The organism is Clostridioides sp. ZZV14-6345 (genome assembly GCF_020657775.1).
Taxonomy (GTDB): Bacteria; Bacillota; Clostridia; order Peptostreptococcales; family Peptostreptococcaceae; genus Clostridioides; species Clostridioides difficile_D.
This window is the reverse complement of the sequence record NZ_JAGWCX010000025.1, coordinates 19,332-44,413: the sequence shown is the minus strand read 5'-3', so window position 1 is coordinate 44,413 and position 25,082 is coordinate 19,332. Positions and strand designations below refer to the sequence as shown.

Annotated in this window: 12 protein-coding genes and 1 riboswitch; all 12 genes read right to left on the bottom strand. The window is 28.9% G+C overall.

From position 1 onward, the window contains the following. Positions 1 to 4: 4 nt before the first annotated feature. Complete coding sequence (gene rfbD / locus KGF39_RS08850; RefSeq protein WP_227822016.1) at positions 5 to 862, bottom strand: dTDP-4-dehydrorhamnose reductase; 858 nt, start codon at positions 860 to 862, stop codon at positions 5 to 7. Then, on the bottom strand, positions 837 to 1,796 hold the full coding sequence (locus KGF39_RS08845) for a glycosyltransferase family 2 protein (RefSeq protein WP_227822015.1): 960 nt from the start codon (positions 1,794 to 1,796) through the stop codon (positions 837 to 839). The genes rfbD and KGF39_RS08845 overlap by 26 nt, the downstream gene beginning before the upstream one ends. A gap of 194 nt (positions 1,797 to 1,990) precedes the next feature. Further along, on the bottom strand, positions 1,991 to 3,598 hold the full coding sequence (locus KGF39_RS08840; protein WP_227822014.1) for an O-antigen ligase family protein: 1,608 nt from the start codon (positions 3,596 to 3,598) through the stop codon (positions 1,991 to 1,993). A 12-nt stretch (positions 3,599 to 3,610) separates the two neighbouring features. After that, the gene (locus KGF39_RS08835; RefSeq protein ID WP_227822013.1) at positions 3,611 to 4,069 is read right to left on the bottom strand and encodes a hypothetical protein; all 459 of its coding nucleotides are present in this window, start codon (positions 4,067 to 4,069) and stop codon (positions 3,611 to 3,613) included. Positions 4,070 to 4,394: 325 nt separating this feature from the next. Continuing rightward, complete coding sequence (locus KGF39_RS08830) at positions 4,395 to 6,260, bottom strand: cell wall-binding repeat-containing protein (protein WP_227822012.1); 1,866 nt, start codon at positions 6,258 to 6,260, stop codon at positions 4,395 to 4,397. A gap of 609 nt (positions 6,261 to 6,869) precedes the next feature. After that, positions 6,870 to 9,212: a preprotein translocase subunit SecA gene (secA, locus tag KGF39_RS08825; protein WP_227822011.1), complete on the bottom strand. Its 2,343-nt coding sequence runs from the start codon at positions 9,210 to 9,212 to the stop codon at positions 6,870 to 6,872. Positions 9,213 to 9,454: 242 nt separating this feature from the next. Beyond that, the gene (gene slpA / locus KGF39_RS08820; RefSeq protein ID WP_227822010.1) at positions 9,455 to 11,242 is read right to left on the bottom strand and encodes an S-layer protein SlpA; all 1,788 of its coding nucleotides are present in this window, start codon (positions 11,240 to 11,242) and stop codon (positions 9,455 to 9,457) included. 234 nt (positions 11,243 to 11,476) lie between these two features. Further along, the gene (locus KGF39_RS08815) at positions 11,477 to 13,075 is read right to left on the bottom strand and encodes a cell wall-binding repeat-containing protein (protein WP_227822009.1); all 1,599 of its coding nucleotides are present in this window, start codon (positions 13,073 to 13,075) and stop codon (positions 11,477 to 11,479) included. Positions 13,076 to 13,293: 218 nt separating this feature from the next. Next, positions 13,294 to 14,895, bottom strand: coding sequence for a cell wall-binding protein Cwp11 (locus KGF39_RS08810; RefSeq protein WP_227822008.1), 1,602 nt, complete (start codon positions 14,893 to 14,895; stop codon positions 13,294 to 13,296). Positions 14,896 to 15,256: 361 nt separating this feature from the next. Next, positions 15,257 to 17,122, bottom strand: coding sequence for a cell wall-binding protein Cwp10 (locus KGF39_RS08805; protein ID WP_227822007.1), 1,866 nt, complete (start codon positions 17,120 to 17,122; stop codon positions 15,257 to 15,259). A gap of 210 nt (positions 17,123 to 17,332) precedes the next feature. Further along, positions 17,333 to 23,287 (bottom strand): M60 family metallopeptidase, encoded by a 5,955-nt coding sequence (locus KGF39_RS08800; RefSeq protein ID WP_227822006.1) that lies wholly within the window; start codon positions 23,285 to 23,287, stop codon positions 17,333 to 17,335. Positions 23,288 to 23,409: 122 nt separating this feature from the next. Continuing rightward, a riboswitch (cyclic di-GMP riboswitch) is annotated at positions 23,410 to 23,495 on the bottom strand. A gap of 172 nt (positions 23,496 to 23,667) precedes the next feature. Continuing rightward, a complete protein-coding gene (locus KGF39_RS08795) occupies positions 23,668 to 25,071 on the bottom strand; it encodes a cell wall-binding protein Cwp9 (RefSeq protein WP_227822005.1) in 1,404 nt (467 codons plus the stop codon). Between the last annotated feature and the right edge of the window lie 11 nt (positions 25,072 to 25,082).

Genomic DNA, 25,082 nt, shown 5'->3' with positions numbered 1-25,082 from the left:
ACTTTTATTTTTTCAAATATTCAATCAATGCATCTTCCCAATTTCTGAAAGTATCCATTCCAATTAAATCTAACATAAAATTATCTAAAACTGAATACATAGGTCTTTGTGCAATGCTTTTAAACTCATTACTACTTATGGGATTAAGTATTACATTTTTTAAACCAATTGTATCAAAAATTTTATATGCAAAGTCATACCAACTACACTGTCCTTTACATGTTCCATGATAAATTCCATAATACTCAGTTTCAATTAAATTAATTATAACTCTTGCTAAATCAACAGTACTTGTAGGAGTTCCAAATTGATCATTTATAACATTAATTTTGTTATTATTTTTTGCTAAATTAATCATAGTTCTAACAAAATTATTACCTTCACCATAAAGCCATGCAGTTCTAATTATAAAATACTTAGAAGAAAATTGTTTTACAAAATTTTCCCCCATCAATTTACTCTTACCATAAATAGAATTAGGACAAGTAATGCTATCTTCTCTATATGGAACAGAACTATCTCCATTAAATACATAATCAGTAGATACTTGAACAAGCTTAGCACCTATCTTTTCACAAGTTATAGCTAAATTTCTAACACCTAATGCATTTATTTTATATGCATTTTCTATATCACTTTCACATAAATCTACTTTAGTATGAGCTGCACAATTTATAACTACATCAGGTCTTTCATTTAAAATAATTCTTTTTACATCTTCCAAATTAGTTATATTTAAACTACTACTAGTAGTTGAATTTATATCATATTTTTTTCTCATAAATTTACTATTTATCTTCTCTAATTGATTTATGATCTCAAGACCAAGTTGTCCTTTACTTCCAGTTATTATTACTTTCACTGTAAACATCCTCCATTACATCTTTTCTGTCAAAGTAAAATGAATGCATACTAATTCTTTTGACAATACTTTTCGGCATTTTATTATGATATGTTCCCATTCTATATCCAATAAACTTAAATCCACTTTCTAAAATTAAGCTAGGTATTAAATAAAATTTATTGTTTTTTAACAAAAATTTAATTGCCTCTTTTATAAATTTTAATCCTTCTGATTCTGAACTTACTTCTTTTAAATACATTCTATTTTCCATGAATGCAACTCCAATATCAAAATTTCTTTTAAATTGCTGTAAATATGTATATTCATGAGAATGTATTACTTTAGCTTTTGATGCATAATATATTTTCTTATCATTATATATAAATTTAGATGCTATTATCATATCTTCATTCATTATTATATTTTCAGGAAATCCATCAAGTTCAAAAAAACAATCCTTAATAAAAGAAGAGCAAACATTACTGAAGAAAAAAGTTTTTATCCCAAGTTTAGGAATATCTACTTTAGATTTTATTATATCTTTATCTCCATAATTAAAGTTTCTAGAAAATGTTTCTAAAAGTTTTGCATTTTCTTTTGCCAACTGTCTTCCATATGTACATACAACATCATTTTTTCCTAACGGCTTTATTAGTTCTTCTATGAATTTATCATCTTTAGGATATGCATCTTGTGTCATAAAAACTATTACCTCTCCAATAGCTAATTTAGCAGCTGTGTTTCTTGTTTTTCCATGGTTAAATTCATTTTGTTCTATTTGTATATATTCTACATTTTTATATTTCTTACAAATTTCTTTAGTCTTATCGCCAGATACAGTATCTATTATTATTATTTCGCAGGGCTTTACAGTTTGATTAAATAGTCTCTCTATAAGATTATCTATATATTTTTCTGCACACCTAGTTGGTATTATTACGCTTACATCCAATGTTCTACTCCCTTCAAATCAAATAATTTTCACTTTATAATAGACTTATACTTTACATAATATAAATATATATTTATTATTTTATCTTATTTACAAATATATTAAAATACTAACTTCCAATAATTTTGATTCTTTTCAAAATAAAATGACATAGTTTGCTATACTTAAACTACTACACCATTTTATTTTAAAATCTATTCAGATTTTATTGTGAAAATTCTATTAGCAGTTAAACCTGCAAATATCCAACATATAACAGAAGTACCTGCTAAACTGTCATTAAAAACTCCTTGAATAGAATATGATAAAAAACCAATAAAAAATATGTATAAAAATTTATCATTATTTTTATCTACACAAATATAGAAAGTTTGTTTTATTAAGTATAATATTACTCCTATTAAGCCAATTATACCAATTACACCACTTCCATATGCAACGCTCATATACCAACTATGTGGTTTATCTATGACTTCTCCATATGTACTTAAAGCACCATTCTTGTCAGTACTAATAAATTTATATGGAAAAGTATCAAACCCATTCCCAAGTATAGGATTTTCATTTATAAAATGCATTACCTTACTCCAAATATTTAAACGGTCTGTGCTCATGACATTTATCACTTGAAACACTTTAGAATCTTCAATCTTAACAATATTTGCACTTGGATTATTCTCTAAAATACTATTTTCTTTATTTAATCTATATGAGAAAAATAATAATCCAATTGACACTATAACAACTGAACATATCATTACAAAGTTAAAAAATTTCTTTTTATTTATAAACTTCATTATAACAATCAATAATATAAATACTACTATTAACATAGGTAGTATTAGCACTGATACTTGATTTAATTTACCAAATACAGAGAATGTTTCTTGATATACATTATGATTATATTTGTTTAATATAGTGTATATAATAAAATTAATTACAGCTACAATAATTGACCATATACTTAATTCTTTTTTATCTACAAATCTCCATGCTAGAACTAATATAATTGGAAATAATAATATAGATGTCAAAAACCCACTTATAGAATTTGATACTAGAACTATTGTAAATGACATAATTGACCCAAGCAATGGTATCATTTTTTTCTTAATATCTTTTTCAAATAACATATACACAAAACTAGCACTAAAAATAACAGATGCTATTCCACTCATAAGGTTAAAATGGTATAAAGTTGTCCAAAAAGTTCCAGATAAATTATCTCCACCAATAAGAAAAGTTAAAATTTTAGAGTTTAAAACATTAATTCCAAAAAATTGAGCTAACCCTAAAAATAAATTTATGATTAAAAAAGGAAATAATCCAAAATAGAATAATTTAAAATCCTTTATATTAATTTTAATGTTATATAGAATAAAAAATATAACTATATAGCAAAACCAAGCTAGAGCACCCTCAAATCTATCAGGATTTCCAAACAAGGCTATATCTTTATAGTCAGAAAAAATAGCTGATAATATTACTCCTATTGCTAATATAAATAATATTATATTTATTTTCCTTTGTATTAACTCTTCTTTAAGAATTAATATTTTATATATGAAAAGCCCAAAAACTACTAATGTTCCTAAATATAATATTGTTGTTTTATAAAAATTAAAAATCTCCACTCTTTCTCCTGAAGAATACAATGTTAATGTAAAGATTGGACTATAGTTTGTAGAAGTGTATCCATGAGTTATTATAGGTATAATACACATCATAAATAATAATATAAATAAAATAATCTTATCTACTTGTTCGATTTTTCCTCTGTTATAATACTTATCTAACATATATTTCTCCTTTTAATTTAATTGTAATAATACTTTATCTACTCTTTCTTTATAATTATTTTGTGCTCCTAGTCTAATTGCTTCATCAATCATTTTTTTTGCCAATTCTTTATTACCATTTTTCAAAGCAGCTTCAGAATATAAAAGTACTAATGAAACAGTATTCCTTGTTTGAGGATATCTATTATAAATTTTTTCAATTTCATATTGTAAACTTTTGTAATCATCCATCTTTTCGTACAAATTAATCTTAGATACACCTAATGCATCACTTTCTCCATATTTTTTTTCTAATTTAGAAATATCATCCAAAGAAGCTTTTACATTATCTTTGTCAGAATTAGCATCAAGATATATATTATAATCCTTTTTTCTCTCAGCAATTTGAGCATTGCCTTGAAATGCAGAAAATCCAAAACTCAAAATTGCTAAAACAGACATTCCTAAAACACATTTATTAGTTATATTCAACTTACCATTTCCTCCTTATTAATTCTTATTTCACTAAGATTCTCCATAAAATGAGTATACACTACTTTTCAAATTATTAAAACTTTATTGAGCAATAATTTTAAAAATTTAATATTAAAAATAGTATATTTATTTTAGGCTTAGTATTATACTTTTTCATAAAAATAAGCTATATAGTGACCTTACAATAATTAAAATAATTTATTGCAACAAGTTTATATAACTTATTTTTTATGTTATTTATTTTGACTTATCTCACATAAACTTTCATATTTTAATAAACATACATAAACATAATATAATCCTACACCATGTAGTATGTATTCTATTTATAGCTTCTTAATATTGCTGACGAAGTTGTATTATTATATCCATCATCTATACTTCCTGATCTCCCCCACTTACTTACCTTTCTATCAGAATCATAGATTTCTGCAGCTTCTACATAATATCCATCTGGTGCACTAATCATAAATGAATCTCTAGTAGTTACTTTAGTCCAACTACTTTTCGATATAGTATCTCCTACATCCATTGCAGATGGTCTAGATTTAACGATTCTGTAGTATATGTTATAACTAGAATTTCTAGGCTCTTTTGGTATTCTTAACATTACCTTTCCTTCTTTTGGAGGAGAACATGGATCCACATATACAGAGATTCCTCCTGCTTCTTTACCATCATTATCTTTTATATTTTCATCAATAGCTTGATTGCCACTTACTGCTGGAGACTTAGTCCCACTTATTAAATCAATCTTTCCTGAATTTTTTATAGTTGTATTTGATGCATCACTAACTATTTTAGTTATAGTTCCACTATTATTTATATAGGTATTCTTAGATGTATCCAGTAATGTTATTTTCCAAATATCAGCATCTTTTTCATTTTCTATTTTACAACCATTTGGGTCATATATTGTTATCTCATTAATTGACCCTTCATTTACCAAGGTGTCAGCTTTTATATCTTTAATATCCATCTGACCTGTCATATCTCCATAATTATGTATATCTCCATTTGGTATATTTATATTTACTTTTCCACTATACAATCCATTGAATTCAATTGTTATCGCTTTTTTTGTACTTATATCAATTGATCCAGTTATTTTATCATCATTTTTAAATCTTATAATATCATTAGCATCTGATTTTTTTATAGCAGTATCAAGTTCAGAAATTGTTTCAACTATGTATTTAGTTTCTTCTTGAGTATCTTGCATTGACTTAAATACATCTTCATTTCCATTTCCACCAACTTGTGTAATCTTATCAAAAATTTTGGTATCTAATATATCCTTTTGAACAGAGTCCAATTTATTCCCTGCCAAAAGAACAGGTGAACTATTTTTAGCAGCTAAAACACCAACAGCTAACGAATCAATTAAGTCACCCTGTTTTTTCATACCATCTTTAGTTATATATAAATTTTTTAAATTTGTGCCCTTGTAAAATTCCTCTATAACTTTTGCATTAGTTTGGTTTCTATTTTCTCCAGAAAGTCTTTTAGCATTAGGAAGTGAATTTTTAACATCTTCAGATACAGAATTAGTACCACCAATTACATAAGATGTCGTTATATTATGTTTACTTATAAAATCTTTTGAAGTACTAGTTCCATTAGTAGTATCTGAAAGTATTATAGGAATATTTCCTTGAGCTGCTGCTGCTCCAACACTTACAGCATCAGCTAGACCTTTTTGACCATTTACAACAACAATTTTAGAAATAGTGTTTATACTATCTATCTTTTTAGCTAATTCTAACGAAGTAGAATATCTACTATCTCCAGATATTCTTTCTGAGTTAATGTTTATACTTTTCAACTCATCTTCTAAATTAGAACTTAGTGTAACATTTCCTCCTACTAAATAAACTTTTGATACATTTAATCTTTTTAATTCAGCTTTAGTCCTTGCATCCAGACTATTACTTTGTGTTAATAAAATTGGAGCATTTTTAGCTTTTGCAAATGGTGTTGCTGATAATGCATCTGCTATTGAACTATCATTGACTAATACTGCTTCTTTTGAACTTTCCCAACCATTTTTACTTATTTGTATAGCAGTCTCCCATCTTCCAGTACCAACTAAAGATTCTTTTGTTGAAGCATTTACTGTATTTAAAGATAATCCACTTAACATTATTGTTATTGTCAATAACGATATAATTTTTTTTGGTATATTCATAACTTGTACTCCCCTCAATTTCTAATATATTTCCTTTGATGCTCTTACTTGTTAAACAACTTAATTGTCAATATAAATTGTAATTATAAAAATTTCAATACTCCAGAATTATCATACACAACATTAAAATATTTGATACTTCATAGTATAGATAAACTTTATTTAGATTATGAATTATATACATTTCTATTTTTAAAATTACTTATTATCTATAAATTATAATATAAATATAATATTATTTCAATGTGTATGATAACTCTAGCTTTATTATAATCTTTATTTCATTATACAAAAATTAATCATTTTTTTCCATGTAAAATATTGGCATGTATTTATGTATACATAAAAGTAACAATTTTGTAATTTTATTTGATTTTACCACTTATAACTAATAGACTTTTAATACTCTTTATAGTATAATATTAAAAGGAAGAAAGAAATTTCAATCATCTCTTTTTTCCGTATTTCTCACACAAAAAGAAGCTATATTTTAAAGTAATTATTATTTTAAATATAGCTTCTTTTTTCTAAGTTAAATAATTAGGTCATATATTATTACCTAATACAATTCAAAATAATTCTAAAAACTATTTTGAATTGTATTTTTAATTAATCAAACTTGTACAAATATTGAACTGTTGTTGTTCTTATTTTTCTATTTAGTTCTTCAAACATATCATATCCTTCTAAAGCATATTCCTTAAATGGATCTTTTTGTGCATATGACTTAAGACCTATATATTGTCTTAGTTGATCCATTGCATCTATATGGTCCATCCAATAAGTATCAACTACTTGCAATAAAACTCTCTTCTCTAATTCTTCTATTTTGTCTATACCAACTTCCATTTTTTTAATATCATAAACTCTTTTGGATATTTCATATGTGTGTTGTACAACTTCATCTACACTTTTTTTATCTACACCTGGAATCAACAATGTATTTGGAGGCATAAAAGCATTGTACAAAGATTTAAAGTAACCATAATAATCTCTTTGATTAGATAAATATTTATTAGCTGCATCTTCTATTATTTCTCTAACCATTTTTTGTATATCCTCAGATATATTTAAATCATTTAAAACTCTGTTTCTTTCCTCATATATAACTTTTCTTTGCTCATTAATAGTATCATCATATTTAAGTACATTTTTTCTTTGCTCAAAATTCTTACCTTCTATTCCTCTTTGAGCTCTTTCTATAGCTTTAGATAATGATTTACTCTCAATTGCATCTTCATCTTTAGCATTCATCCTTTTTAAAATCTTTTCAATTCCTTTTCCACCATATAACTTTATCATTTCATCTTCTAAACTGACAAAGAATCTAGACGTCCCTGGGTCTCCTTGACGCCCAGAACGACCTCTAAGTTGATTATCTATTCTTCTCGATTCATGTCTTTCAGTTCCTATAACATATAATCCACCAATATCCCTTACTTTTTCTTCTTCAATTTTATCTCCTGCACCCAAGGCTATATCTGTTCCTCTACCTGCCATATTAGTTGCAATAGTAACAGAGCCTAATTTCCCAGCCCTTGATATAATTTCAGCTTCTTTATTATGTTGTTTTGCATTTAGAACTTCATGCTTTATTCCTCGCTTTTTTAACATGCTTGAAAGCATTTCTGATTTTTCTATCGAAACAGTACCTACTAATACTGGTTGCTTAGTTTTATTTATCTTAATTACTTCTTCTACAACTGCATAATATTTTGCATCTTCTGTTCTAAATACTTTATCTTGTAAATCAACTCTTATAACAGGCTTATTTGTCGGTATCTGGACAACATTTAGCTTATAAATTGATTCAAATTCGCTTTCTTCTGTTTTTGCAGTACCAGTCATTCCTGAAAGTTTTTTATATAGTCTAAAGAAATTTTGAAAAGTAACTGTTGCTAATGTTTTAGACTCATCTTTAATCTTTACCCCTTCTTTTGCTTCTATCGCTTGGTGAAGACCATCTGTATACCTTCTTCCATCTAATATCCTGCCAGTAAATTCATCTACTATTTGTATTTCTTCATCTTTAACAACATACTCGACATCTCTCTCCATTAATTTATGTGCTCTTAATGCTTGATTTGTATGATGGTAAATCTCTATATTATCTATATGAGTTATATTTTCTATTCCAAAGAAAGACTCTGCTTTGCTTAGACCTGTATGTGTAAGACATACAGTGTTTTCTTTCTTATCTATCTCATAATCTTCATCTTTTAAAGTTTTAATAAAAGCATTTCCAAGTTCATACAGCTTAGTGTCTTCTTTTCCACTACCAGCAATTATAAGTGGAGTTCTTGCTTCATCTATCAAAATTGAATCTACTTCATCCACTATAGAATAATATAACTCTCTTTGAACTTTTTCAGATTTTTTAGTTACCATATTATCTCTTAAATAATCAAATCCAAACTCATTGTTTGTACCATAGGTTATATCACAATTATATTGTTTTTTTCTATCTTCTGGCAATAAATCAGACGTAATAACTCCTACACTTAGCCCTAAGAATTCATAAACTGGTTGCATAGTTTCTTTATCTCTTTGTGCCAGATATTCGTTGACAGTAACTACATGAACGCCTTTTCCTAAGAGAGCATTTAAATATATAGGAGCAACACCAACTAGTGTTTTACCTTCACCAGTTCTCATTTCTGCTATTTTTCCTTGATGCAGTACTATACCTCCAATTAATTGAACTCTGTATTGACGCATTCCAAGTACTCTTTTAGAAACTTCTCGAACCACTGCAAAAGCTTCTTGCAATATATCATCTAAAGTTTCACCTTGTTTTAATCTATCTTTAAATACATTTGTCATATTTTTTAACTCTTCATCACTTAAAGATTCCATTTTGGGTTCTAAAGTATCTATATCATCAACTATATAATTAAGTACTTTAATTTCTAGCTCATCTGACTTATCTACAATTCTATCTAAAACTGTCATTTATAGTTTTCCTCCTTATTTGTTTTTCAAATACTATTATACATTAAAATTATGTATAAGTAGACATTTTTTTTTAAGTATAGTATAATGATTGTACTTAAATAAATAAAACATCTTTCTTATTTAAGTATTTCTCACACAAAGACAAAAGAGAAACTCATATGAGTTTCTCTTTTGTTTTTTTATAAAATAAAAGACTTCTCTTTCGAGAAGCCTTATTATATAAATATATAATAATTAAATTACATATCTAATAAATCTTTTATTTTCTTAACAACAGATGTAGCTATACCTTTACCAACTTGAGTTAAGTCTTTAGATCCAGTTTCTTTTACAACCTTGCTTATAGCAACAGATTGATCAGAAGATAATGAATCAGTAGCTAATATAACTGGAGCTTTTTTAGCACCTGCAACAGCTCCTACTGCTAATGCATCAACTAATTGATCTTCTTTAGTAGATCCATCTTTAGCAACAAAGAAGTTTGTTATTCCAGGATTACCAGCTGCATCAGATATTGCAGTACCTGATTTATAATACTCTTTTATAACTTCAGAGTTAGTATCTTGTCTGTCATCACCTTTAACTCTTGTAACACCCTTACCAGTAGCATCTGCTATAGCTTCTTCCATTTTTTCAGAAACACTTGCAAATCCACCTATTATATCTACATCAGCACTTCCTAAGAAACTATCTAACTCATCAGATACTTTATCAGCTTTTCCATCTACAACTACTATTGGAGTAGCATGTCCATCAGCATCTACAACACCAGCACTATCTAACTTAGTAGATGCTACAGAAGCTATACTCATAGCATCAGCTAATCCAGTACCACCAACTACATATGCTTTATCATTGTCTAAACCAATTTCATCAGCTATTTCTAATGAAGTTTCATATCTATCATCACCTGAGAATCTTTCAACTTTTAATCCCATTGATTCTAACTCTTTTACTACATCTTTAGAAACACTATTTTCTCCACCAGCTATATAAACTTTTTTACCAGTTACTGCTGTTGAAGTTTTTAAATCCAAAACTCTCTTTATTTCAGATTTAACATTTGAGTCTAATTTATCTTTAGAAGTTAATAATAATGGAGCATCTTTTTCAGCAGCTAAAGGTGCAGCTACTAAACCATCAACTATAGCATTAGCTCCTACTAATACGATATTATCAACAGATTTTACAACATCATCTGTCTCATCATTTCCATAGTATTCTTTACTTATTTCTATAGCTGTTTCTATTCTATCATCACCAGCTAAAGTTGTAGTGTTTGAGTAACTTGCATTTAGTTTTTGTAATTCTTCTATAGCAGTTTTCAAATTACTTTTGCTAGTAGATTTAATTGTTAATATTACTGGAGTATTACCATAAGCAACTCCACCATCTAAAGTTTCATTTTTATTGTAGTTTGTTGCTGAATAAGATGAAAATCCTTGTAATCTTTTACCTTCTGGGTAAAGAGTTACTTGATAGTAACTATCTGTTTTACTAAAATCAGCATTACCTATTTTATCTAAAGCTTTTTCTAAATCATCATCATTAAATACATACTTTTCAGCTATAGATTTTGCAGTATCTTTTGCATCACTTGATACAATTTCTGTCTTTTCTGATGCTGCTACAACTCTAATTTTAACTGGATTACCAGAATCATATGTTAATTCTATATCTGCATATTCTCCTGAAGCCAATCCTTTTAAAGTTGTCTTTACATAATCTTCATTACTGTCAGTTAAAGAAGTTTGAGCTGAGTATATAGGTTTATCTTTAGTAGAATCATTAGGATCCTTTTTATTTGCATCAAAAAACTTTATATCTACACCTGTTACTTTTGCACCAGTTGTTGTTTTTTGAGCTGCTATTATATCTTTTACTAAGTCACTTCCCTTAGCACTTGCTACTGTATAGCTTGCGCCTCTTTCTAATTCAAGTACATCTGAAGCTGCTGCAAAAACTGGAGCAGCAGAACCTACTACAGTAACAGCTGCCATAGCCATTGCTAAATTTCTTTTTTTCATTTAAAAATTCCTCCCAACATTATATTAAATTACATCTCTTGTTATGTACATTAAAATTTCATGTTCATATTAATCCAAATATTTCTCACATCTCTATGATAGACTATCTAAAATAAATTTTCAATAAGTTATACAAAATTTTTAGAAGTTTTTTCCAACATTTTTCTTCTTTTTTCCCTAAAATTTTATTTTTTAAAATTATTTTTAATTTTAAATTATTATTCCAATTTTAAATTAACTATTTAAGAACTCCATTGTAGCATGTACTTCATTATTTGATGATACATACATACCAAATCCGAAACTGTAAAATTCACTTTTTAACAGATTATCATTATATTTTGAAGACTTTTTCCATAAACCAAAGATAGAGTTAGCAATTTCTTTTGCTTCTTTATCTCCATATGCAGATTTAGTATTCATAGGTAGATATGCAATATTTTCATCAGTTCTCATTCCAAACCCAGAAAATACTTCAGCTGCATTTTTCCCATCAATTTCATGAGCAAATATCTTCTTCTCATTCATATACTTAGACCATGCATTTGCCATTCCTGCTAGAGAATCTGATTCTCTTAAAACTCTCTTACCTTTTTCTTTCCTATATGAATTAACTAGATTGTACATCTCATTAGAAACCATAGCCTTAAACTCATAACTATTAGGGTCTTTTGTACTTGTATTTACAATTACCTTAACACTTACACTAATCTCACACTTTTGCCCAAAATTATCAAAAGCACTTATATTTAAAACATACGTTCCTGCCTTACTGGTATCCACAGTTCCCTCAATATTAGGCTTCAAATTATTTCCATAATAATCAGTGGCAACTATATTCAACATACTATTATCAAACTTATCCCCTACAGAAATCTCTACATCATTAGCAGTGATTGTAGGCATTGTATTTTTATCAGATGCAGAACTAACACATTGGTCACCAACCTTCTTATCCATTCCTCCTAAAGAAGTAACTTCATCAGCACCTCTAAGCACACTCTTATCACTTCCATCATTAACAAGTACTATAGGCTTGTCCTTAGCTAATGAAGAACCTGCCACAGCATCTACCAATTTATACCCTTGGGACACATAAAACTTCTTTGTTCCCTTATAAAAGCGTTGTATAACCTTCTTGTTAGTCTCAAATCTATCTTTCCCAGCAATCCTAACAGAATTAGTCTTACTCACTAGTTCATTACTCATTATCTCCTCTGAACCAAGAGAATAGCATTGAACTCCATCAACCTTAAATGGTATAATCTTTCCATCAGTAAGTATAACAGGAACTCCATCTCTAGCAGCTACAGAAGATACACTCATTGCATCAGCCTCACCTGTATATCCATTTACAAGAAAAACCTTATCTCCATCATTTACTGGTTTAATAGATGAAATCTCCTTAGCTATAAGATAGCTAGTCTTTATTCTATCATCACCACCAATTCTTTTAACCTCAATCCCCTTATTCTTAAGTTGATTTTCTACAGATTTACCTATTGTATCCTCTGTACCTATAACATAAGCATTCTTAACATCCTTTAATCTTTTTTCAACATCTGTTGGTATCTTATCTCTTTGTACCAACATTATAGGAGCTTTTGCAACTCCAGATAATCCACTTGCACTTAATCCATCTACTATAGAATTATCAGTATTTACTAATATGACTGTATCATATATTTGTCTATCTGCTATCAATGCAGAAGTCTCATATCTATCTTTCCCTTGTATCTTTTCTATACTTGAAAGTGCATTGATATTTGGTGCTCCTGCCATTATTAATGATATTGTCAATCCTATCGATAATACTCTCTTATTTACCTTCATCGAACTCCTCCTACTAATTTTTTTATATAATTCAGCTAATCATAAATTACACCCTCAGTAGTGATTCCCTCAAAATTTACAAACTACTAAAACAAAAAACATCTAAAATACCATAACCTATAAAGCAATAACAAAACAGATTACAAAAAGTACTTTAGATGTGATTTTGATTTTATAATATCAGTAAATTAACAAAAAAACAACATTTATGGAATTTTTTACAAGCTACCTTCATTGCCATTTAAAAACTCTTGAGTAGCATGCACTTGACCATCAGACAATATATAAAGCCCAAATCCAGTACTATAGAACTCATCACTAAGCATATTTGCATTATACTCTGGAGACTTCTTCCACACCTCAAATATAGCCTTTGCCAAGTCTTTTGCATCTTGAGTTGTTTGAACGTTCTTAGAATCTATATAAATATATGCTATATTTTCCTCACTTCTCATTCCAAACTCAGAAAATACTTGTGGAGCATTTTTACCATCTATATAATGTGCAAATACTTTTTTATCCATCATATACTTAGACCATGCATTTGCCATACCTTCTAGCCTACTAGACACTACCAAAGGCTCTTTGCTTTTTTCTTTTCTATAGGAATTGATTAAGTTATACATTTCAGTAGACACCATTCTTTTAAATTCTGGGCTGTTGTAATCATGAGATTTATCATCCAACACTTTTATTTCTACTCTTTTTCCTGTACTTTTTCCCCATTCATCTGTAGCCTTTAATGTCAACATGTATGTACCTACTCTATTTGTATCTATAAATCCATCAACTTCTATTGGCAATACCTTCCCAGTGTTATCTTTAGCCACTATATTTAACTTGCCAGTGTCAAACTTTTCACCCTTATATATCTCTGTACTTCCAACTGTAATTGTTGGGGGTTGTCCATTTGACTTTGAAGCATTTATACATTGTTGTATTACCTTCTCATCTATTTCACCTACAGAAGTTATATTCTTAGCTCCTTCTAATACAGTCTTATCACTTCCATCATTTACTAGTACCATTGGAGAGTTTTTAGTAAGTGGTGCCGCTGCTATTGCATCTACTAATTGGTATCCATCTGATACATAGAATCCATCTGCACTCTTAAAAAAGTAGTCTATTACCTTTTTGTTAGTTTCAAATCGGTCAGTTCCTTCTATTCTTACTGAGTTTGTATTTTTAACTAGAGGCTTACTCATTATCTCCTCTGAGCCTATACAATATGATTGAATATTTTTTACATCAAAAGGCACACTCTTTCCATCTGTAAGTATGATTGGAGCTCCATCTCTAGTAGCTACTGATGATACACTCATTGCATCTGCTTCTCCACTATATGCATTAGTTAATAGTACTTTATCCACTTTTTTTATAGTTGCTATTTCTTTAGCTATTAAATAGCTTGTTTTTAGTCTATCTTCTCCACCAATTCTTTTGACCTCTATATTTTTAGAATCTAGTTCTTTTTCTACTGATTTACTTATAGTATCTTCTGTACCTATTATGTATGCTTTTTTGATATTTTTTAAACATCTACTTGTGTCTGCTGGTATCTTATTTTGTTGTGTAAATAGTATTGGTGCTTTTGTAGCACCTGACAATCCACTTGCACTTAATCCATCTGCAAGTGATTTTTCTGTATTTACTAAAATTACTATTTCATAGTTCTGTCTATCAGCTATCTTTGCTGCTGTTTCATATCTATCTTTACCATATATTTTTTCTACTACTGATGATGCATTTACACTTTTGAAGTTTACTAAGATTAATGATACTGCCAGACCTAATGATAATATTTTTTTGTTCATTTTCATATCCCCCTGATGATTTTTATATTTTATATTGTAATTATTTTCCATTTATTTTCTCTTTATTTTCCATATATTATAGAGTATATATGATATTAATATATCTAGTCTATACATTAATATTTTATTTTATTAAATTTAGAAAATTATTTTTGACTTCAATTTAAAGATGTTCAAAATTTAATTTATATTTATATATGAAAGATACATGATTTATTTAAAATTAAACTTATATACTGCTTAAATTATTATACATTTTAACCTCAATATTATTAAATTATTAAGATAATAAAAATAAAATAAGAATGCACTTTTAGATATATAAATTTATATCTAAATACATTCTTATTTTCGATTTACTTAATATTTATTTTTCAATTAAACTCTTAATCTTATCTACTACAGATGAAGCTATTCCTCCACCTACTTCAAACAACTTTGATGAATTTTTACCTTTTAATGACGATTCTTGTGATTTATCTAACGTATTTGTAGCAAGTATAACTGGTGAATTGTTTTTAGCTGCTAATGGTCCGACTGCTAAAGCGTCTATAAGTTTATCTTGATTTGCAACTACAACTCCATCTAGCTTGGATTGAGAATAGAATTTATCTATTACTTTGGCATTAGTATCTTGTCTAGTTTGACCTGCCACTCTATTGTTTGATATATCTTTGTTTGCTATTTTTCCAACCTGTTCAATAGCCTTGTTAGATATTTTTTCTATTCCACCAATAAAGTATATATTTGACACCTTGTTTGATTTAATAAATTGTTCTACTTCATTATCTACACCATCTTTTTGTGTAAGTACTATTGGAGTTTTTTCTTTACCAGCCAGTGATGCTATTGATAATGAATCAGCTTCTCCATTTCCTGCCCCTATATACAACTTGCTTACATTATTCGTCTTATCTATTTCTTTTGCTATATTAATAGAAGTTTGATACCTTGTATCTCCACCTATTCTTTGTACTAATATTTTTGAATTTATGCCTTTAATAGCTTCAACAACTGAATTTGGCATTGAGTTATTTCCACCTATCACAATTACTTTTGATGGATTTAGTCTTTTCAATTCTTCTACAGTTCTTTGAGGAAGCTTTTCATTTGATGATAAAAGAATTGGTGAATTTTTTACACTAGCAAGTGGTGTAGCTGTAAGTCCATCCACCATACTTTTATCTTCTCCATTTACTATTACAACTGTATCTGATTTTGTCCAACCACTTTGAGATATTTTGGCAGCTGTCTCAAATCTATCAGCACCTTTTAATTTTTTGACTGTGACATTAGATGTAGAATCACTTGAACTTCCACCACTAGATGAACCACCTGAATCATTTCCTCCACCATTATTTCCACCACTACCATTATCTGGTGGTAATTCATCTGGTTTGGATAATTCATTTTCAACTATGTACTCTAAACTTTTAGGAAGTATAACTTCAACATGTTTGTTTATTGTAGCTTTTCTTCCCCTAGTTGTTTTTTGTGATAAGCCAAGTTTTAATATTACATTTGAATCACTTTCTTCTGTTTCTTTACTAACAACAGAATAGTTTATCCTAATATTATTTAATAAATATTCAAGTGCTTCACTTTTCTCTACCTTATACTTTTCAGGGTCATTTTTACTAGAACCAGTTCCACCAATTGGTTTTACTTCACTCTCATTAATAAGGGTAAATATTAATCCTTCATCAGAGTTTATACTTTCATAATCCACTGTTTTATTGTTATATGTTACAATTTTTAAAGCTGGTTTATCACTTGTTCCATTTCCTAAAACTTTATAGCCAGCATTTGAGTTACTACCAGATTTTTTTACAGATATTCTTCCTATATTCAATCTATTTCCATCTAGTAAATCCTCATTTGATGTAACATATATATCTAATGTAGTTGTATTAGTTGATTTGTTGTATTCTGCTCTACAAGTAGCATTCGCATTTCCACTTTTTATCTGAGATTTTATATTATCAGACCAACTAATTTTTTCTTTCTGCTCATTACCTACTACTTCAACCTCACCTTGTACTTTTATACTAGCTTGAAATGAATATACTATGTTTTCTACTGAGTCCACAGATATATCTATAGTATTTACTTTCTCATACGTTTTTGTTCCTTGCAAAACTGGAGCTGCATATGCACATGTAACACTACCAGTTACAGCTACTGCCATAGTTGACATTGCTATGGTTCTTATAAAAGATTTTCTTTTACTCATTAACACCCGTCCTTATCTATCATTAGCTAGATGGATAAAATTACTCATCCACCTAGCTTTTATATTTAATTTATAAATTACCCTAAACTTATAGTTACATTTATATACTTTACTTTTAACATCTACTATTTTTAAACTATTCTAGTACCTAATCATATTAAATATGCAATGTTAGTACTAGTATTTTTTGGTTTTTTAGAGTTCCACCTACTATTTATCTCTAATAATATTACCTTTTACTTTATTACTCACAACTATAACCTTCTTATTACTAACATCAATAGCATTTCTTGTAACTTTTCTAACTTTACTATTACTATCAGTAAGACTTATTGTCTTTAACTCATCATAATTCTTAGCTCCTACAGTTACATACATTGTATCACTTACAAATCTTTGACCTACTGGAGTATCTCCTTGAAGGTCATTATATCTATATAATTCAGCCTTAACCTTATCACTTAAAGAATCAAAGCCTTCTTTTGGCATATAGTAAACCCATGTACCTTTACTTATTTCACCTAATTCACCTTTTTCTGGCACTTCTGCAAATAAGAGTGCTTCTCCAGATATAGTTTTATTATTTTTATCTATAAGTAATGGTAAATTAAACGCTGGATTTCCACTGTATTCTCCTGTAATTACTATTGAACCAGCTGGAATCTTAGCTGTTTCATTTTCACTTGTATTAGGGTCATCACTTTGATATACATAATCTTCTGCTAGTTTTCCAATTCCATTAGTACGAGTTTGGTCTACACTATTTACTGTTCCAATCTCTATATTGTCACCTGGAGGACCAATTATATCCAACTCTGCAACTTCTATATTAGACTTATTGTTTGATATTAGTTTTACATATCTAGCTTGGTATGTCCAAAGTTTACCATCTTTATTAAATGTAACTCTAGCTTCATTATCTTGGTCTTTTCCTCCACCAACTAAATCTTGTCCATATTCAAAAGTTCCTTGGCTAACATCTTCCCAATTCTTTTTATCATTACTTACTTGTATCTTATAATTAGTTAAAGGGCTGTATGTTGTACTAGTGTCCTTTCTAAAGTTAAATAATCCTTTTAATGATAATTTTCTAGCTTCAGTTTTTGGCTTTGTATATTTTAACCCTACTATAGGCAATGTTTCCTTCATATCTACTATTATATATGGATTTTCTTCTACATTTATATCTGGGTCTTTTTGTGGGTCTTTATTCCACTCAGCTTTACTTATTCTCTTTCCTTTATATGTAGTACTTGCATCATTATCCTTGATGTTATCAATCTCTGGATTTTGTAATGGTCCATGTGAGTCATTTTCAGTTCTAACATCACCATCAGAAACAGTGTTTGTTATAAATGACCATGCTGATTTGTTTATTTTTCCTTCATCTGATAATTTTACAGTACCAACTTCAAACTCATCTGTTGGATTTAGATGATAATCATATGCAACTACTTTATATGTAAATGCTCTATTATTAAGAGGAGATATATTGTCAGTAAATTTAGCTTGGCTATTTCCTTTTGCATCTACAAATCCCACTGTTCTATATTTTACTTGAGTTCCATTTTCACCATCTAAGTAGTTTCCATCACTTCTTATTATCTCATATCCCAATATCTTATCTTTGTCTTTATCAACATCTAGGTCTATAGATATTTTATTAGATTTAACTAGAGAACCACTTTGTGCCCCATCAGCAAAACCAGCACTTACTTTTGTATCCTCTGCCATGCTTGCTATATTTTCATTTAAAATCTTTCTTCTAGCTTCATCATTTATATATTGTATCTTTCTAGTCTCTTTTGCGTACTTTTTACTATCCATTATACTGTTTAGCTCTGGTGTAATTTCTACTCCCCATGCCTTAAAGTAATCTCTTAAATCTTTTTCAACAACACTTGATGCCATTGCAACTAACATTTGGTCTTTTGGTAAATTATTGATTGGGTCACCACTTGAAAGTGCCCTGTATTTTCTTGAAATTTTAGCGTAGAATGTATCATTGCTTAAATCAGCATCCGAGTTATTCTTTAGCATTGAACCAGTAAAATCATCGTCATAAACTAAATGTAATTGCCACAACATTCCAAGTCTCTCAAATACATTACTTGGTATACCTAAACTGTTTGAAGTTACATGTTCATATATCTTATCCATTGTTGAACCTTCAAGTCTTGAGTGTGTCTTATCATCAAATGTTTGAGCAAGTAAAGCAAGTACATTGTTACTAGTTTCGCTATATGTCATCTTACCAATGTCTGTAACATGTCCTATCTCATGACCTATTCCCCATCCAAATAAACTTCCTCCTGTAGCTTTTCCACTAGCATCTATTTGGAAAGGTACTCCATTCATAAGTCCTGGAACTGAACCATACTCTACTCCTACATGTAAACCAGAAGCATACATAAATGCTCCAATAAACATTCTTTGATATTTTATATTCATACGAGATTTAGGAGCCATATCATTTTTAGTTATGTCAAATTCATTGTCATCTACAGTTCCATTACCATCTAAGTCTTGTGTCTTAAATACTCCTCTTTCAGAATATATTAAGTCCATTATTTGTTCCCATGCAAGCATACTATTGTACAATCTATCTACTTGTGTATTTAAATCAGAATTTCCTTTTGATATTCCTTGATATACAGCTGTTGCAGGAACATTTAATGTAACTTTATCACTTTCAATATCTGTAGTGTTTAATACACCAGTTGCTTCTGAATATCCATATGAATTGCCAATATTCGTTCCTGGATAATATGGTTCTCCATTTATATCATTCTTATATTTAGTTAATTCTTCTATATAGGCTCTTATCTTTTTCTTAGATTCAGAAACTCCTTCAGGACTCTTATCATTTATCATTCCATTTAAGTTAAGATGTGGTATCTTAGTAGCTCCTGCTACACGTACCTTTATATCTCCACCACTTGGAGTATCATAAGGGTATCTTATGTACAAGCTTCCTCCACACTCTACATCTAAACTATGAAGCTTACTTAACTGAATTACATTTTTACCAGTGTTAAGATTTATTTCTCCACTCTTATATGCACCAGACTCTCCATAGTATTGTGTATATATCAGCTTAGGAGTTCTACCACTTTTACTTCCAACATATACTGTGATTTCATCTCCAGCTCTAGCAGCTACACCCAATGCTTGCCAATCATTTCCCATACCTAGATTATTAGACTTAACAGTATAGTTCCCACTCTTATCTTTGTATCTTCCTGAAACATTTATATCTTGATTTACAGTTGTTACATCAGCAAGTGTAGCTCTATCGTTATACAAGTCTTGTGCTAGCTTTAATTCTCTATCAATAACTGTCTTATATGGATGATATTCCCCACTCACTTTATCAGGAGTACTAATTCTATCTTTTAATTCCGTTATTTTTTCTTGAGTTACATCTTCTTTTAATTCAACTTGTAAGTCATCTACAAATAAATTTCTTACATCTTTTTCTATACTGTCATACTCATAGAATTTAAGTTCTGATATATTCGCTTTATATGAATAAGAAGAACAAACACTTACTTGTACTTTAGTAGCATTTATTGGTTCCTTTAATCTGACCATTACATATATATTATTATTTACAGGGTCTGTCTTTGTTTCAAAAGGTACATCACCTAAATTATGTACTTGGCCATTTTCGTCCCAGTATTGTATTTCAAAATCATTAATTGTCTTATCAGAAACATCAAAGCGAGGTGTAGCCATAAAAGTATCCATAGTATAAGCTTTATCAAAAGTTATTATTGGCCCTCTATTCGTTCCCTCGGCTGCATTATATGTTGGGAATGTCCAGTGTGTTGTAAAGTCTCCATCTACTATATTGAATCTATCAAATGGATTTTTATCATTATATTCACTTTTGTCATATCCATCTGGATAAGCAACATCTACAATGTGATTTGTTGGTATTCCAAAGCCTGCATCTAACTTAGTAGTATTAATTAGTCTATAGTTAGGTGTTGTTGGAGCATCCATACTTTCAGTTGTACCTATATATGTTTTAGACATTCCACTAGTTCCCAAGTGGTTAGTAGCTGTCATTTTAACTTCATATGTTGTATTATCCTTAAGACCTTCTATCTTTGAACTTGTCCCACGAATAAGCTTATCATTGTATTTTATCCAGGATCCATTAGAGCCTTTTTCTTTATAGTACAAATCAAAGTCTTTAGCTTGTTTATGATTTTTCCAACTTACATCAAGAGATTTAAATTTACCTTTGACATTTATACCTTCTGGTGGTTCTGGTTTTGTATCTGGAACAACTTGAAATTCTATTATACTATCAGGACTAAATTGTATAGGCTTATAGTTTGAGTCTACATTTTCTGGAACTCCATCCAAGTTTTCTGCTGTTGCATCTTTATATCCACTACTCCAATCTCCATTTAAAGACTGTATGCTAACTCTATATAATCCATATGCTTGTATATCTCTAACATCTATAGTATTTTTACTAGTTTGTAATTTTTTAGTTGATAATACCTTTCCGCTACTGTCAATCGTATCTAATATAAGCTCATATGCTGATACATTTACTTCATTATTCCAATAAAAAGATACCTTTTCATTTCCAACAGCAGTACTAGTTGATATTTTATTGATTTTAGGTATATTCATATCTGGCTTTGGTATTTCTTTATAAACATTATTTAAAAACTCAACCTTAGATATTTCTGCAAGATTTCTATCATTTGCTGTTGTAGCTGTTATTTTTATTGTTATCTTTTTTACTGCTACTTGTTTACCAAGATTTATTACTATATCGCTATCTTGAACTTCTGCATATGTTTCTACTGCTGACCTACCGTATGTAGATATTGTAGAACTATCATCTTTGCTGATATTGTCTTCTTGTTTTGATGTATCTTTGTCTGAATTAGACTTATCTGTTGATGAATTTTCTTTATCATTATTTTCTTTATCATTATTTTCTTTATCAGTTGTATTTGAAGTTGAATCTTCTTTATCATTTTTTTCTTCTTGATTACTGTCTAAGTTATTATTATCAGACTGCTCTATATTTTCATCTTTATTATTTGTTTCTTCTTGTTCATTGTTTACTTCCTCTTGCTTCTGTTCCTCTTTTAAAGTTTCCACATATTCTTTATTTTCATAAGGAACCTGCTGAACATTACCATCTTTATCTGTAACTTCAACTATTCCTTTTGCTGGAGCATTCCCTTCAGGTGCTTTTATATTTATGACTTCCATATCAAGTGCTTCTGATAAAGCTATATCCATTACTGATGGTTTTTCTTCTGATATCTTATCACCTGCATTTACTGGAGATATTTTAACTCCACTATTCTCTTCACTGAATAAATCCTCTACAGTACCCTGAATATTTGTATAACTGTTTTTTTCTAATGTTATTTTACTTGTATCTACTATAGGATTAGTAGATACTATACTCTCTAGGCTTTTTGCGTCTTCACTTTGCCCTAAATTTTTCTGAACATAATCTAGGTCAGCAATATCTACCTTTCCATCTCTATTTAAATCATATTCACTTTTATTTGAATTTATATTTTTTAATACATTCTCATAATCACTCTTATCCACTTTTCCATCATTATTTACATCACCCATCAAGAATAGTTCATAGTTTAAAGGTTGATTTTTATCATCTACACTTGCTCTATTGCTTAATAAAACTCTTTGTGAATAACTTGATATATCAATGTCTTTAATTTCCTTACTATTAAAACCACCTCCAGATACCTCTACATTGTATTTTCCAACAGGTAAATTATTAAATACAATATTATAATATGATATATTTTCATCTTTATTTTTTATTTCACTTCTACTTGCAGATAGTTTCTTTATAGTATATTCTATATTATCTGTCCCAACATTTACTGTTCCTGAATCTTTTTCTCCAAGCTTTATTATTCCACTATTGTTACGATTATCTTCTAATCGTAACTGCATATTAGTCATACTTTCTGACTCATTATTTTTTATTGGAAGTGAAAAATTTAAATCTACTTCAAGACTCCCCCTTAACTTTTCTGTAACTGATTTTTCAACTGCTCTTATCTTACCCTCTAATATAGGTTCTGCAAAAACGTTTAGTGGTGCACTACACATCGATACTGCTAGTACACAAGATATTGCCTTTTTCATGAAACAACAATCCTCCCTTAATAAATATCTAACTTTTCATGAATTTAAATACTATAAGTTTCAGACAATAAAAAAGACACTCAAAGAGAATCTTAATTATAAAATAAAAAGACTTTACTCTTTTTAGCAACTGGCTGATATGGCTTTAAAAGCTTTAATCCCTATAGTTTTGCGTCATTAGATTTCCCTAATTTTGCCATTTAATTTTCACTACTTTCTTACCCATTTTATATTATATTTAAACTTTTTAATACAATTTTTTCAAATTAAATTATAAAAAAATAACATTTATATTAATCTATTAATATAAATGTTATTTTTCATTATAATTTAATTATTTATATAATTTTCTCACAAGCATAACTTTTTGTATATTTTCCTTATTCTTTATATCTTCCATAAAACTCATGTGTCGCATATAGATTCTTATCCCCTGTTATAGCTATACCAAATCCCATTATTTCATACCCTTTATGTAACATATTAGTACCTTCTTCTGGATTTGTCTTCCACTCATTAAAAATAAAGTTTCCTATATCATCTGCATCTCTATTTGTATACACAGGTTTATCTGGAATTTTATATTTAATTATATTTTCACCTTGAACTGCAATATATCCAGGCTTAATCTCACTCCAATCCAAGTACTTCAAAAAAGTAGAATATGAATTTTTCCCATTTATTGTATGAGATAAAGTCTTTTTATTTGCCATCAAATTAGACCAGTCATTCGCTAGCCCTTCTAATCTACTTGCTACAGATAAAGCTCTCACTCCATTTTCTTTTCTATATTGCTTTGTAAGAGCATATACTTTACCCTTTATTCTCTCTTTAAATGCTCTATCATTTGGATTGTAATATAACCCTTGTTGATTTGGTGAAGCTTGATTTATACATTGTTTGATAACATTCTGATTTATGCCTCCTAGTACAGTCAATTTGTCTGCACCACTTAAAATGCTCTTATTACTACCATTTTCAACTAAGACTAAAGGAGCATTTTTTGCTATTGTAGATGCTGCCAATGCGTCTGTTAATTGCAATCCTTTACTTAGATAAAATTCTTTACTATTTTTATAAAACTCTTGTATAACCCTCTTATTGGTATCAAATCTATCTGTTCCACCCAATCTAATAGAATTTGTGCTCTTAACTAATTCGTCACTGATTATTTCACTAGAACCAAGTGCATAACTCTTTAATCCTGTTATGTCAAATCCTACACTATTTCCATCTGTAAGTATTATAGGCACTCCATCTTTTGCTGCTACTGGTGATGCACTTATTGCGTCTGCTTCTCCTGTAACTCCATTAGCTATAATTACTTTATCTATTGGCTTAATTTCTTTGATTTTTTCAGCTATTTTTATGCTTGTATCAAACCTATTTTCACCAAATATTCTTTGTACAACCTTCTTTTTAGATAGTAACTGATTCTCAACATTTTTACTTATTGTTGATTCTGAACCTATTATATATACAGTATTTGCTTTGTTTAATCTTTCCATAGTTGTATTTGGAATCTGATTTTGTTTTGTCATTAAAATAGGCGCATTTAAAGCTCCAGCTAAACCACTTGCACTTAAACCATCTGCTAAGCTATTATCTGAATTGATTAGTATTGCTGTATTATAGTTTTGCTTGTCTGCTATTTTTGCTGCTGTTTCATACCTGTCATTCCCTTTTATTTGGTCAACTGATGTCAATGCATTTACTATAGGAGTATTTAGCATTACTAAAGATAGTGTAAGTCCTATAGCTAATATCTTTTTACTATTCTTCATATTATTCTCTA